The organism is Siphonobacter curvatus, from assembly GCF_002943425.1.
GTDB classification, from domain to species: domain Bacteria; phylum Bacteroidota; class Bacteroidia; order Cytophagales; family Spirosomataceae; genus Siphonobacter; species Siphonobacter curvatus.
The window spans coordinates 3097953-3112730 of sequence record NZ_PTRA01000001.1 but is presented as its reverse complement, the minus strand read 5'-3'; the positions used below and the strand labels follow the sequence as shown (position 1 = coordinate 3112730).

General features: G+C 48.3%; 7 protein-coding genes. 6 read left to right on the top strand and 1 reads right to left on the bottom strand.

The genetic code is table 11. The features are described 5' to 3' along the window. The first annotated feature begins 23 nt into the window (after nucleotides 1-23). Together C5O19_RS12910 and C5O19_RS12905 are read left to right on the top strand one after the other, a co-directional pair. Nucleotides 24-1490: an ATP-binding cassette domain-containing protein gene (locus C5O19_RS12910; protein WP_104712808.1), complete on the top strand. Its 1467-nt coding sequence runs from the start codon at nucleotides 24-26 to the stop codon at nucleotides 1488-1490. 148 nt (nucleotides 1491-1638) lie between these two features. Beyond that, nucleotides 1639-3609, top strand: a complete 1971-nt coding sequence (locus C5O19_RS12905) for a glycoside hydrolase family 127 protein (protein ID WP_104712806.1) — start codon at nucleotides 1639-1641, stop codon at nucleotides 3607-3609. A gap of 31 nt (nucleotides 3610-3640) precedes the next feature. On the opposite strand, the gene C5O19_RS12900 is transcribed toward C5O19_RS12905, so the two are convergent. After that, complete coding sequence (locus C5O19_RS12900) at nucleotides 3641-4759, bottom strand: glycosyltransferase (protein WP_104712804.1); 1119 nt, start codon at nucleotides 4757-4759, stop codon at nucleotides 3641-3643. A 271-nt stretch (nucleotides 4760-5030) separates the two neighbouring features. Here C5O19_RS12900 and C5O19_RS12895 point away from each other — a divergent pair, with 271 nt between their 5' ends. From C5O19_RS12895 to C5O19_RS12880, 4 genes are all read left to right on the top strand, one after another. Beyond that, nucleotides 5031-6350, top strand: coding sequence for a vanadium-dependent haloperoxidase (locus tag C5O19_RS12895; RefSeq protein WP_104712802.1), 1320 nt, complete (start codon nucleotides 5031-5033; stop codon nucleotides 6348-6350). Nucleotides 6351-6633: 283 nt separating this feature from the next. Next, nucleotides 6634-9684, top strand: coding sequence for a SusC/RagA family TonB-linked outer membrane protein (locus C5O19_RS12890; protein WP_104712800.1), 3051 nt, complete (start codon nucleotides 6634-6636; stop codon nucleotides 9682-9684). Between the two features lie 80 nt (nucleotides 9685-9764). Then, entirely contained in the window at nucleotides 9765-11282 is a 1518-nt protein-coding gene (locus C5O19_RS12885) for a RagB/SusD family nutrient uptake outer membrane protein (protein ID WP_104712798.1), read from the top strand. Between the two features lie 87 nt (nucleotides 11283-11369). After that, entirely contained in the window at nucleotides 11370-14768 is a 3399-nt protein-coding gene (locus tag C5O19_RS12880) for a VCBS repeat-containing protein (protein ID WP_104712796.1), read from the top strand. Nucleotides 14769-14778 lie beyond the last annotated feature (10 nt).

The window sequence follows — 14778 nt, the reverse complement described above, 5'->3', positions numbered from 1 at the left end:
CTGGCCTACAATAGCAGTAGCGAATGTCTGTACATTTTGAATTGATAAATGCCCGCATCGGTTGGGAGCGAGAAACCCTGATCGAAAACTTAAACTGGACGCTGGAGAAAGGCCAACACTGGGCTTTGGTGGGGCCTACGGGTTCGGGAAAGTCTTTGCTGTTGTCCATACTGGCCGGAAAACGATCCGTATTGGGAGGCGTGTTTCGTTCGGATCTACCGAAAGGAAGCGTCGAATTAGTGCCCAACGATTTTAGTTTTAACCGAAACATCGCCGCTTCGGCCACCTTCTATCAGCAACGGTTCAATAGTTATGCATCGGTGGAAAGTCCAACGGTATGGGAAGTCCTGCAAAACCAGGTGAAACCCGTAGGTACCGTCGACGCTCACTCGATACAGCTACCGCCGCTGGCTTACGAGGAGGCGTATGTGCAGGAAGTGGCTACACGGTTACGGGTTAGTCATTTGCTGGATCGGCACGTTACCTCGCTTTCCAACGGCGAAACCCGGCGTACGTTGCTCACGCTGAGTTTTCTGAAAAATCCGCAGGTACTTTTACTGGATAACCCTTTTGTCGGCCTGGATGTAGCGAGCCGGGCCGCTTTGCACGACATTCTCACGCACATTGCCGAAACCGGTACGACATTGATCATGGTCGCTCCGCCGACGGATATTCCCAACCCCATTACGCATATACTTGATTTACCCGAAGGCAAGTCCCTACTGCGATGGAACTATGTACCCCCTGCCGCAGCTAAGCGGCGTGACCAGATTCAATTACCCGAACCGCTGACGCCCGCGGTTTCTTTTGACTATGCCATCCGTATGCGAAATATCTCGATTCGCTACGGAGAAACCCAAGTACTGGACGGAATAAACTGGGAAGTAAAACGGGGCGAAAAATGGGCTTTGCTTGGCCCGAATGGCTCCGGAAAATCTACCTTACTGAGTTTGATTACGGGCGATAACCCGCAAGCGTACGCCAATGATTTTGACTTGTTTGACCGGAAACGGGGTACGGGCGAGAGCATCTGGGATATTAAGAAAAACATTGGATTCGTATCACCCGAGCTGCATTTGTACTTTCCCCGCGATCAAAACGTCTGGAAAGTGGTAGCTTCCGGGCTGTTTGATACCATGGGTCTGTTTAAAAAACTCAAAGACGAACAGACCGCTTACGTTGAACAATTCCTGACGGCGTTTGAACTACAGGCTTATCATGATAAACGACTGGCTCAGCTTTCCACCGGGCAGCAGCGGCTGGTATTGCTGGCTCGGGCCTTAATCAAAAACCCGCCCCTACTTATTCTCGATGAACCCTGTCAGGGACTGGACACGGATCAGATGATTCGTTTTCGGGATACCGTCGATAGCCTGTGCGAAAATACGGACCGTACCTTGTTGTACGTTTCGCATTACACCGAGGAAATCCCGCAATGCGTAACCCGTATGCTTCAGCTGAATGGCGGAAAAGTAGCGGAAATGGAGTAGGTTTTGAGCGAGCAGTAGGGTAAGAAGTAAGAAGCGGGTCTTGGTTGAGTTGTTTAGCCAAGCCCGATCATTTTCTGGACCGTTTGAAGCGAAGAGGTATTATTTTTTTGAGAGAATGCGTTGTTAAACGTACCCAAGCTGGCATTTTATGAGAAAAAGTACCTTCCTGACCACTGCAATACTCGGTTCAATCCTGACGTTTTCCGCCCGGAGCCAGGATTATCCCATCCAACCCGTACCCTTTACGAACGTTAAAATTACCTCGGCTTTCTGGCAGCCCCGGATTGAAACTAACCGTACGCAAACCATTCCTTTTGCTTTTCAAAAGTGCGAGGAAACGGGTCGGATTGACAATTTTGCTATTGCGGGAAAGTTGAAGAAAGGCGAGTTTCGGGGGCAGCGATTCGATGATTCCGACGTTTTCAAAGTGGTCGAAGGAGCTTCCTATTCGCTAGCCAGCCATCCCGATCCTAAACTGGAGGCGTACCTGGATACGGTCATCACTAAAATCGCGGCGGCTCAGGAACCTGATGGATACCTGTACACGATTCGTACTATTTTGGGCGATAAAATAATGGACCGGGATTGGCGATCCGGCTATACCCGGTTTAATTTCTTAAATGGCTCGCACGAACTATACAACGTAGGCCATTTGTACGAAGCCGCCGTGGCTCACTACCAGGCTACCGGAAAGAAAACCTTACTAAATGTAGCCACCAAAAACGCCGATTATTTATTGAAGGTATTCGGTCCGGAAAAATTAATTGAGGTACCCGGCCACGAAGAAATTGAGTTGGGGCTGGTTAAACTCTACCGGGCTACTAAGAAGAAAGAATACCTGGATCTGGCCAAATTTTTCATTGATATGCGGGGTCGGAAAGACCTTCGCCGGATTCTCATCGTGCAACAACCCGACGGCAGTGCTTCGCACGCCGATAGTTTGTACTTCCAGGATCACATTCCCGTAACGGAGCAGACCGAAGTAGTGGGCCACTCGGTACGGGCGGGTTATCTGTACGCGGGTATGACCGATGTAGATGCGGTAATGGGAGCCAAAACCTACGGCAAAGCCCTCAATAAACTCTGGCACAACGCCGTAGATCAACGAATGTTTTTGACGGGCGGGGTAGGAGCCAACCGGATGAACGAAGGGTTCGGAGAAGATTACGAATTACCCAATCAAGAAGCCTACGCCGAAACCTGTGCTTCCGTAGCTCAGATGCTCTGGAATTACCGGATGTTTTTGGAATCGGGCGATGCGGCTTATTTGGACGTATTCGAGCGAATCATGTACAACGGCTTTCTGTCGGGCGTATCGCTGGACGGTACGCATTTCTTCTATCCTAATCCACTGGCTGCCGATGGCGTAACCAAGTTCAACGGTGAAGCGACCCGGGTCGAATGGTTTGCGACCTCGTGTTGTCCCACCAACGTTACCCGCGTCATGCCTTCTCTGCCGGGTTACGTGTACGCTGTTCGGAATAATGATTTGTATCTAAATCTATTCATGGCGGGTACCGCTAACGTGTCGCTCAACAATCAGCCGATTACCGTAACGCAGGAGACCAATTATCCCTGGAATGGCTTTCAGAAACTGACACTCATACCCGAAAAAGCTACGGACTTTACGGTACGAATTCGAATTCCCGGCTGGGCTCAGGGCAAGCCCATGCCTGGTGATCTATACCGGTATCAGAATGCCGGAGCTCAGCCTATCACGATTAAAATCAACGGAAAAAAAGCTACGTATCAACTCGAAAAAGGCTTTGCGGTACTGCAGCGAACCTGGAAGAAAGGGGACGTCGTGGAAATGGAATTACCAATGCCTATTCGTAAAGTACTGGCTCACGAAAAGGTGAAAGCAGATCAGGGCCGAGTTGCTCTCGAACGCGGCCCGATTGTATACTGCGTGGAGGGCGTCGATAACGGTGGTGAGGTCGAGCAAATCTCCGTTAATGAGCAGACGAAACTAAAAGCCGTTAACGCTCCGGATTTCATAACCACGAGTGTACTCATCAAAGGGGAAAACCCCGGCGGGACGAAATTTACCGCCATTCCGTACCACCTCTGGAGTCACCGGGGCGTTGGGAAAATGGCCGTCTGGGTACACAATCGCTGAGGTAGAGAGGTTCATCTTCAGAGGGACCTTTTTAGTTTTGCAGGACGTGTTCGTAAAAATCCAGCAGCCGCTGTTGTTCGTGAGCCCAATTGTAACGTTGCCGGACGGCCCGTTTGCCACGTTCACCCATCTGGGTTCGGACGGCAGGTTGCTCCATTAAAATCTTCAGGCACTCGTACAACTGCTCCGCATCAGTAGGGTCGATACAAAAACCACATTCGTTTTTCTCGACTACCGATTGATACAAAGGAAAATTGGAGGTAATAACGGGTAAGCCCAAAGCCATATACTCAAAGAGTTTGCTGGGATACGATCCGGGGAAATCACCGATCGGTCGTAATAGGGCGACCCCACCCAAACATCCAGCTCCCGTTCGATACGCTTCCGGAGCCGGCGTATGGCCGTGAAAAATCAGGTTTTCTTTAACCTCCTCATAGCCGGTTAATTGTTCAATTTCTTCAAAGGAACGAAGATCAAATCCCGGTTTTCCGAAAATATGCCAACGAAAATCCGGGTGCTCTTTCCGCAGAAGGCGGGACGCTTCAATCATGACATCCAGGCAACGGGCCTTACTGATTTGTCCCAGATAAAAAAAGGCGGGTGGGCTACTCGTTGTTGAAGAAGCAGACGAAGGAAATAGAGAAAGATCCGGAAAATTATGCAGGACGATGGACGGCTTCCGTACGCCCGCATACGATTCTAGGTACGAATCTTCCGCAAAAATGAAGTAAAACTTCCGCCGAGCGATACGGTCGAAGAATCGGAAAAACCAGCGAAACAGCCGATTATTGTTGATCTGCTTCCCAGCGAGTTGCTTCGCCATATTTTCGTACACATCAAAAATGACTTTCGATCCCAACCACTGATTCAACAACGCAATCGGTAAGGCTTCGGGAGCGTGTACGTGTATGATATTCGCTCGTATTCGTAAACTATGCCACAAAACCCGTGGATGTACAAACAGTAACCGTTTCAGTAATGAAGATTCGTAGGAAATCGGAAGGAAAGTGATGGAAGTATCGGCGTCCAGCGGTGGCGTTGCTAATACGATAGTCGGGTAACGCAGAGCCGTACTAACTGCCATCTTCAGAACCATTCGCGAATCATCCCCCCGATGCAGGGTACTTAGGTGTAGTACGTTGGGTTTCATGCAGAAATAACTCCGTTTCTAAAGCAGGCTGGAAAGCTACTGACTGTACGGTACGTTCACGAAATGCGTTGCGAACGACTGTTTCCGGCAAAGATACTACGGATGCTTGTGTTTGACGGAGGTTAACACGAAATCTAGAGAGATCAGATCATGTAGGAAATCGTATGAAAATAAAATTATAGTTAATTCCTGAAAAATAACATAGGATGATGTCAGTTTTGTTATTTTTGTGATAATTTATTGTAATAAAATAATACGATAGTAAGTTCGAATGAAGCCACTTTCCCTCATCTTACTTCTTCTTGTTCTGATTTTTAGTAGCTGTCAGAAAAACAAGCAGGAATACACCCGTCTTACTAATAATCCTGAATTTTTACGAAAGGCTGAACGCAAACTAACGCAGGTAATTATCCACGATGTATTCGGGCCGCCCGTAGCCGCCCGTATCTACGCGTATTCTAGTTTAGCCGCCTATGAAGCTCTGTTGCCCGCGTATCCACAGTATCGGAGCATGGCAGGACAGTTGAATGAATACACGGCTACGCCCAAGCCCGAAGCGGATCAGGAATACTGCTTTCCTCTGGCCAGTAGCCGGGCCTTTCTCCTGGTCGGTCGGCAGTGGACCTTCTCAGGCGATATGATTGATGATTTTGAAAAAGATTTTTACGAATCGTTTGAAAAGGCTTTGCCTACGGACGTCTACGAACGCTCCATGCAGTATGGTGAGGCAGTGGCCAAACACGTCATTGCGTACTCATTAAAAGACCAGTATAAGGAAACCCGGGGATTCCGCTATACCGTAACGAATCAAAAAGGAAGCTGGGTTCCTACGCCACCCGCGTATATGGATGCTTTAGAACCGTTCTGGGCCAAAATCCGGCCTTTAGCCCTGGATTCGGCTACTCAATTCCGGCTTAAAGGTTTTCCAGCCTTCAGCGATAATCCCGCCAGCGATTGTTACAAAGAGGCGAAAGAGGTATACGAAGCCGTAAAGTTCAGCACCGAAGAGGAGAAGGAAATCGCAAATTTCTGGGATTGCAATCCGTTCAAAATGAACATTCAGGGGCACGCCGCTTTCGCTACGAAGAAAATGTCCCCAGGTGGGCACTGGATGAGCATCGTGGGTCTTACCACCCGAAAAACCCAGAAAGATTTCATGCAAACTGCCGAAGCGTATCTGCTTACGTCCATCGCTTTATTTGATGGATTTATCGCTTGCTGGGATGAAAAATACCGTACAGTTCGTATTCGACCAGAAACGTACATCAATAACCTGATCGATGATCAGTGGCAGCCTTTGTTACAAACACCACCCTTTCCTGAATATCCATCCGGGCATAGTGTCGTTTCCGCTGCTTCAGCGGTTACGTTATCGGCCTTACTGGGGGATCATTTAACCTTTGCGGATTCCTCTGAAATAGCTTATGGATTACCCGTGCGTCAGTATACTTCCTTTAAAGCGGCGGCAACCGAAGCCGCAATTAGCCGACTATACGGCGGAATTCACTTTAAAACAGCGATTGACGATGGCTTTAATCAGGGAGATGCCGTGGGAACCTGGATTTTGAATAAAATCAAGACCAGGCAGTAAAATAAATACTCATCCGCAAAAAACTTATGCGTTTAGTACAATCATAGGACAATAGATTTAGACTTTTTACTAAGTATAAAAGCTTAAATTGTTTTTTTCTAAACTTTAAGGTAGAAATTGTATTATGTAAATTAAATATTGTAGTTTGCGTACCGGAAACTAGTAAAAATGTATTCATCTAATAATATACTAGACAAATTTGATAGATTCATTTTGTTTTTTTTAGATTAGATGGACACTTTACTCTAACCAAGTTTACTAATACAATACATAACCCTTACAAATGATGAAACAGACTTACTTGCAGCGTAGCTCGTTGGGTCAAAAAAGTAAATTCAGACAGTGGTCTACCACATGTCTGAGTCTTTTAATGATTCTTCTCAACATGACGACCTGGGCTCAGCAAAGGACCCTTACCGGAAAGGTTACTTCAGCTGAAGATGGAAGCGAACTCCCTGGTGTGAGCATCCTAGTCGTTGGTACTTCTAATGGTACACAAACTGCTGCCGATGGAACGTATAAGATTAGCGTTACGTCCGGTTCAAAACTTCGCTTTACGTCCGTTGGTATGATTTCGCAGGAAATCGATATTACTAATCAGACCACACTCGATGTAACGTTACAGCCTAATTCTCAGTCGCTTTCGGAAGTAGTAGTAGTCGGATACGGTACGCAGCGGAAAGCAGACGTAACTGGAGCCACCGCTACGGTAACCTCGAAAGACTTTAACGCGGGGGTATTGAATAACCCCTTACAAGCCGTACAGGGAAAAGTATCTGGTCTGGTCATCAGTGCTCCTAATAGTGATCCTACCAATAACCGTCCTACCATTCGTTTACGCGGAACCTCATCGTTGTCAGCCAACTCTGAGCCTCTTATTGTAATTGATGGGGTAGCGGGTGCTCCGTTGAACAGCGTTGCTCCGGAAGATATTCAGTCGGTTGACGTATTGAAAGACGCTTCAGCAGCAGCTATTTACGGTTCACGCGGGGCAAACGGTGTCATCATTGTTACCACCAAGAAAGGTTCTGCGGGGCGTACCTCCGTTGAATACAGTGGCTACATTTCGATGGGTAAAGAAGTACGTCGTCCTGGGTTCCTGACGCCAGACGAATTTCGGGCGAAATTGACAGAACAAAATGTTACGGGCCAAGATTATGGAGCATCTACCAACTGGCTCGATCAGGTGACGCGGACGTCCTGGACGCAAAACCACTCTGTAGCCGTTAGTGGAGGAGCTGAAAAGTTCAGCTATCGGGGGTCACTGGTTTATCTGGATCAACCAGGGATTATCAAGAATTCAGGATTTAACCGGATTAATGCCCGCTTGAACTTGGTACAAAAGGCGTTAGATGATCGCTTGGAAATCCAACTGTTACTTTCTCATCAAACCAACAACAAAAAGTTTGTTGATTACGGAGCCTTGCGTTCAGCGGTACGGTTTAACCCAACCCAGCCCATCTACAATGCTGATGGAACTTTCAACCAACCCCAGGGACAGTTTGAAGTAGAAAACCCACTGGCTCGTCTGATGCAGTTGACCAATGAAGGCAAAGAGCGTCAAACGTTGTTGAATGCCAAAGCTAGTTACGAAATTGTTAAGGGATTAAAAGTAGGCGTAAACGCTTCGCAGAGTACGTTTGATTACCTGTACGGTTTCTTCATTCCTAGCTATTTCCGGGGTAGTGGAAACAGTATTTCACGGGCTCGTCGGGAAACGCAGGAAGTACTGGATCGCTTGATCGAAAGCACCGTTAACTATTCAAATACGATTGATAAACACAACTTCAGCGTTCTGTTGGGCCATACGTATCAAAAAGTTAGTAACGAGGGTTTTGGTGCCGAACACCGCAACTTCCCCGATGCCTTTGGCTATAACAACCTGGAAGCGGGTAATGACAACGCCGATGGTTCTACTAACCGCCGTGTAAACTCGTACAAGTCAGAAGCGATTCTGGTAGGTTTGATTGGTCGCCTTAACTATTCGTACAACGAAAAGTATCTGTTGACAGCCAACATTCGCCGCGATGGATCGTCCCGCTTTGGTGCGAATAACCGTTGGGGATGGTTCCCCTCCGTGTCGGCGGGCTGGCGTTTAATTGAAGAGGATTTCATTAAAAGTAGTAACCTTTTCAGCGATTTGAAACTGCGGGCCGGATACGGCGTCACAGGTAACCAGGATGGTATTGCGGATTACGCAGCCCGGCGTTTGTACGGTTCACAGGGATCGTATTATACTAACGGTGGTTTCCAGACGGCTTACTTCTACTCACAAAACCCAAACCCGGACTTGAAATGGGAAACTTCTGCCATGACCAACGTTGGGGTAGACTTTGGTTTCATGAAAGGCCGACTGACGGGTTCGCTGGAATTTTACTACAAAGACACCCGCGATCTGTTGTTTAACTATCCCGTTGCCATTGGCTCTCGCTATGGTTCGCAGCAAATCGTTGCCGGAACGAACAACGTGCTGGCTAACGTAGGCCGCGTGACCAACAAGGGGGTTGAATTAGCTTTGGATTTCCAGGCGATCAGCAAGCAGGATTTCGAATGGCGTACGACCCTGAACTTGGCCCACAATACGAATAAAATCGTCTCGTTGAGTAACGACCTGTTCCAGTACAACTCCAACAGCCCTCTCTTATACGGTAGTTTTGGTAGCGGACAGGGCGGTATTGCATCACCCATCGTGTTGCAGGAAGGTTACGCCATCGGTACGTTCTACGGTCCCCGGGTTACCGGTTTTAATGACCGTGGTGAGTACATTTATCAGGACTTCGGGGGTGGAGGAACGCAACCCGCCGGTGCCGACCGTACCTACCTGGGTAATGCTCAACCCAAGCTGACCTTAGGCTGGCAAAACAACTTCACGTACAAGAACTGGGATTTGTCCTTCTTCTTCCGCGGAAGTTTAGGTCAGAAAGTTGCCAACGGGATGTACATCTACTTTGCGAACCCCAACCGGTTCCCCGGCGAAAACTTGCTGAAAGATGCGTTTACAACGGGTATTGGTAAGGGCGTGTCTTCGGCCTGGTCTGATCTGTGGCTGGAGGATGCCTCCTTTGTTCGTCTGGACAACTTCCGCTTGGGTTACCGTATTCCGGGTCTGAAAAAAGTTCTTCAGAATGCTCAGGTCTACGTTTCTGGTCAAAACATTTTCGTTATTACGAAGTACCGTGGAGCTGATCCCGAAGTGCGTACCGGAGATTCGCGTAGCCAGTATGGTTCGATTAGCGATGATAACCGGGCGGTGAACCTTTCACCGGGTGTAGATCCCGTTTCGTACTATCCACGGGCTCGTACCCTGGTAGCTGGTGTTTCGTTAACGTTCTAACTTAGTAGATAAGTAACACCATTTCTATTACGTAATCAGCAATAAGCATTACGCTTATTTACAGAATATCATACTTTCTTATGAAAACGCTTAAAATTTTATACGGACTCGGGCTTACGGGGATGATGATTTTCAATCAATCCTGTACCAATCTGGATTCCACCGTATACGATCGGGCCGATGCAAGTAATTTCCCAGCTACTGAGTCCGATCTAAACGCCGTTATTGGTTCCTCCTACGGAACGCTACGGTCTTTCGTAGATGATCCCTTCGTGTTGCAGGAAACCACTACGGATGAAGTCGTAGTGCCCACACGTGGTCCCGACTGGTACGATGATGGCCGCTGGCAGCAGCTAGCCCGGCATCAGTTTACACCGGTAATTCCCTCCAACATCAACGGAGCGTGGGAGGCTTTCTACCGCAGTATTGCTAACGTTAATATCAATATTGGTACTCTGAAAGAGTCCAACGTAGCAAATAAGGAGAACACGATTGCGGAGTTACGGGGTATTCGAGCCCTGAACTACTACTATCTGGTTGATTTGTTCGGAAATGTGCCCATTCTAACGGAAGACTCTCCTGCTGGAAATCCAGCACAGAATACCCGGGCTGAAGTCTTCAATTTTATTGAAAAAGAACTCAAAGAGGCTATCCCTTCCATGCGGAATGAGAACAGCGTTGCGATGTACGGACGGATGTCTCGCGGTGCCGGACATGCTCTGCTGGCTCACGTGTATCTGAACGCGGAGGTATTCACAGGTACGCCTCGCTGGGCTCAAGCTGCTGCAGAAGCGGATTCGGTCATTAACTCCAAGTTGTATTCGTTGTCGGCCAACTTCCTGGATAACTTTACGGTAAACAACGACAAGAATGGCTCGATGATGGAAAACATCTTCGTCATTCCTTACGACAAGGTATTTGCTACGGGTAACACCTTCCATATGCGTACGCTACACTATGCTCTACAATCGAAGTATGGGTTAGGGGTTAGCCCTTGGAATGGGTATTGTACCTATGCTGATTTCTATTCCACGTTTACCGATCAGGATGCTCGTAAGAAAATGTGGTTAGCGGGTCCGCAAACGGGCCCTGATGGTCGGGTGATTCAATACGATGACCGCGTAGATGGGCAGCGGCACGACTTGAACTTTACCCCCGAAATCAATGCACTCGAACGGGCATTGGCCTATCAGGGCGTACGGTTCCAAAAATTCCAAATTCAGGCGAACAACCTGATTGAACATCAGGATAACGATTTCCCGATTTTCCGCTATTCTTCAGTATTGATGACCAAGGCAGAAGCATTGATTCGTCAGGGAAAAACAGCGGAGGCTCTGCCGTATATCAATCAGGTCCGGAAGCGGGCAGGCGTAGCAGACTTTACCGCTGCGGATCTGACGCTGGATAACCTGCTGAAAGAATACGGACGGGAGTTTGCCTTTGAAGGTCGCCGTCGGACGGATTTGATTCGTTTCAAATCCTTCACGCAGAAAGCTTGGCAGTTTAAACCGGTAACCGATGCCAAGTATAATCTGATGCCGATTCCAGCTACCCAGATGAATAGTAACCCTTTGCTGAAGCAAAATCCGGGTTATTAATTTTAGATGCTTTACCTTATTTTACAGGCTCCTTTCCAGGTTGGGAAGGGGCCTGTATTGATACTGGCCCCAGTAAACAACTAGTCAATGCGTGATCAGTGTAACGTAGTCCTGAAAGTACTAATCGTAGCGAGTGGTTTCTTAATAGGCTTAACGGCCTGTACTTCTTCCCATGAAAAACCCCTATTTGAAACCCTGGATTCGACCCAAACGGGTATTGCGTTTCAGAATACCGTTGTAGACGACGACAGCCTGAATATTGTCGAATATCTGTATTTCTATAATGGAGCAGGCGTAGCGGCAGGAGATATTAACAACGATGGACTAACGGATTTGTATTTCGTTAGCAACCGTGGCAAAAATAAATTATACCTTAATAAAGGAAACTGGAAGTTTGAAGACGTTACCGAGCAGGCGGGCGTAGGCGGTTTTGCCGATTGGCAGACGGGCGTGAGTATGGCCGATGTCAACGGTGACGGCTGGCTGGACATGTACGTGTGTGCTGTCGGAAATTACCGGGGACTGGAAGGCTCAAACGAACTCTATATTAACAATCACGACGGAACCTTTACGGAAAAGGCCGCTGAATACGGACTTGATTTTACAGGCTTTTCAACGCAGGCGGCTTTTTTCGACTACGATCACGATGGTGATCTAGATTGTTATCTGCTCAATCACGCCATTCATAAAGCCATTTCGTACAACAACGTAAATGCCCGGTTCCTGCGGGATAACGAAGCCGGGGATTATCTCTTCGAAAATAAAATCATTGATAAGGGAAACCAGGCGAAACCCTGGTTTGTGAATGTATCCGAAAAAGCAGGTATCTACGGAGCACCGATGGGCTACGGTCTGGGAATTTCCGTGGGCGATCTGGATAACGACGGCTGGGAAGATATTTACGTTTCCAACGACTTTCACGAAGACGACTACTACTATCACAACAACGGAAACGGCACCTTTACCGAAAAACTAAAAGAGACGTTTGCTCATACCAGCCGCTTTTCGATGGGCAATGACGTGGCCGACATTAATAACGATGGCTGGCTGGACGTGATGACGCTGGATATGTATCCCGAAGATGAAAAGGTCGAAAAATCATCGGCGGGCGAAGATGCGTTCGACGTTTTTTCGTTCAAACTCAGCTATGGGTATCACTATCAGTATGCCCGCAATTGTCTACAATTAAACTTACAGGGTAAACGCTTCGTGGACATTGCCGCCCAACTCGGCATGGCCGCTACGGACTGGAGCTGGGCACCGCTCTGGGCCGACTATGACGGCGATGGCGTGAAGGACGTATTTATCACCAATGGCATCGTCCGGCGACCCAATAATATGGATTACATCAAATACGTTTTTCAGGACTCCGTATACGCCGCCTTGGATAAACGGGTGAAAGATGCCGTTCGTAGATCTATTCAGCACATGCCCGAAGGCAAAACGCACAATTACCTCTACCAAGGCGTAGTTAAAGGGCCTTTCGATTTTAATTTCAAAAATCGCTCTGCGGACTGGGGATTTGCTAAGGAAAATATTAGTAACGGAGCGGTCTACGCGGATCTGGATAACGATGGCGATCTGGATCTGATCAGTAACGACATCAATGAGGCCGCAGGCGTGTATCGAAATACAGCCCGCCAGACGCTGGGGAACCATTACCTGAAAGTAAATTTCAAGGGAGAAAAGGCGAATGTTTTTGGCGTTGGAGCGAAAGTATTGATGCGGGACAGTACCCAGTTGTTTTACCAGCAAAACAGCCCCGTACGCGGTTTTCAATCGTCAGTAGAACCTACATTAACATTTGGTTTGGGCAAACAAGCCCTTATCGACAGCCTGCTGGTCATCTGGCCGGATGGGAAATCAGAAACCCTGCGGAATATCAAAACAAACCAAAACCTGACCTTGCGGTATGCTTCTGCCAAAAATCAGGAAGTATCGCAATGGTGGAAAAACGCCGAGACGCCCGTACTGGAGGAAGTACAGCCCGGTCCCATCCCCTACACGCATTACGAGAACAAGGATTATTTTGACTTTAGCCGCGAACCGCTGATGCCTTTTCAGCTTTCGACGGAAGGCCCACGACTGGCCAAAGGTGACGTGAACGGCGATGGCCTGGAAGATATTTACATTCCCGGGGCTAAACTCAAGGTCGGGCAGTTATTCACGCAAAAACCCGACGGTCAGTTTGTCCGTAGCATGCAACCCACATTCGACGCTGATTCATCGGCTGAACACGTAGCCGCTACGTTTTTTGATGCCGATGGAGATGGTGATCTGGATCTGTACGTTGTTGCGGGGGGGAATGAGTACTACGGCGAAATGGGTCAGTTACAAGACCTGTTGTACTTCAATGACGGAAAAGGTTCTTTTACCAAAGCCAGTACGGCGTTACCAAAAATGCTGGAAAACAAGTCGGGGGTGTATCCGGCGGACTTCGATAAAGACGGGGATATTGATTTGTTTGTTTCGGGCCGCGTGACAGCTTATGCCTACGGAAAACCACCCCGGTCGTTCCTGTTGGTAAATGACGGGAAAGGGAATTTCAGCGATCAAACGGATCGGCTGGCTCCGGAGTTACGGTTGGCGGGTTTACTGACGGATGCCCACTGGAGCGACTTTGACGGCGACCAGAAGCCCGATCTACTGGTGATCGGCGATTGGATGGAGCCCCAACTCTTTGTACAAAAAGGCGGAAAATTCACCCGAAAACCCATTCGGATGGAAGAAGCCGACGGTACAGAATCCACCCGTATGAAAGGTTTCTGGAGTCGTATGGCCTGGGGCGATCTCAATAAAGACGGGCGGGAAGATGGGGTGTTCGGTAATCTGGGGCTGAATAGTCGTTTTCGGCGAAAAGGATCTGATCATTTGAAAATGTGGGTGAAAGACATCGATTCGAATGGGCAGGCTGAACAAATTCTGGCGTACGAAGATCAGTCCGGCTCGTACTATCCGCTGGCGGGCAAAGACGAACTGGGCAAACAGCTTCCTTCGGTCATCAACAAGAAATTCACCACCTACGCTGATTTCGCCGGAAAAACCGTAGAGGACATCTTCAATAAAGGCGAGCTGAACGGAGCCACTGAATTTGAAATCAATCGTTACAGTTCCGTATGGCTGGAGAACAAAGGGGACCTTCGGTTTGTCATTCACGAATTGCCGGCTCCGGCCCAATGGTCAAAACTCTACGCATTCGCGATTGGCGACGTGGATGGTAACGGGACACCAGACGTACTGACCGGAGGCAACCTCTATAGCGTTAATCCGGCTCAGGGACAGTATAATGCAAACCCCGGTCTGGTACTATTCAACGATGGTAAAGGGAACTTCCGAGCCAGCCCCGGACCTTTTTCCGGGTTTTCAGTAACCGGCGAAATTCGGGATATACAGGTCCTCCGAACGGCGTCGGGAACCCGCTGGCTGGTTAGCCGGAACAATGATCGACTTCTTGTATTCAAAACCTACACGCACCCCATTCAGTGAATTCTCTATA

Excerpts from the sequence above, each read along its gene's own strand:
- C5O19_RS12880 (WP_104712796.1), top strand. The coding sequence starts at position 11,370 with ATGCGTGATCAGTGTAACGTAGTCCTGAAAGTACTAATCGTAGCGAGT.
- C5O19_RS12910 (WP_104712808.1), top strand. The coding sequence starts at position 24 with ATGTCTGTACATTTTGAATTGATAAATGCCCGCATCGGTTGGGAGCGA.
- C5O19_RS12905 (WP_104712806.1), top strand. The coding sequence starts at position 1,639 with ATGAGAAAAAGTACCTTCCTGACCACTGCAATACTCGGTTCAATCCTG.
- C5O19_RS12895 (WP_104712802.1), top strand. The coding sequence starts at position 5,031 with ATGAAGCCACTTTCCCTCATCTTACTTCTTCTTGTTCTGATTTTTAGT.
- C5O19_RS12885 (WP_104712798.1), top strand. The coding sequence starts at position 9,765 with ATGAAAACGCTTAAAATTTTATACGGACTCGGGCTTACGGGGATGATG.
- C5O19_RS12890 (WP_104712800.1), top strand. The coding sequence starts at position 6,634 with ATGATGAAACAGACTTACTTGCAGCGTAGCTCGTTGGGTCAAAAAAGT.
- C5O19_RS12900 (WP_104712804.1), bottom strand. The coding sequence starts at position 4,759 with ATGAAACCCAACGTACTACACCTAAGTACCCTGCATCGGGGGGATGAT.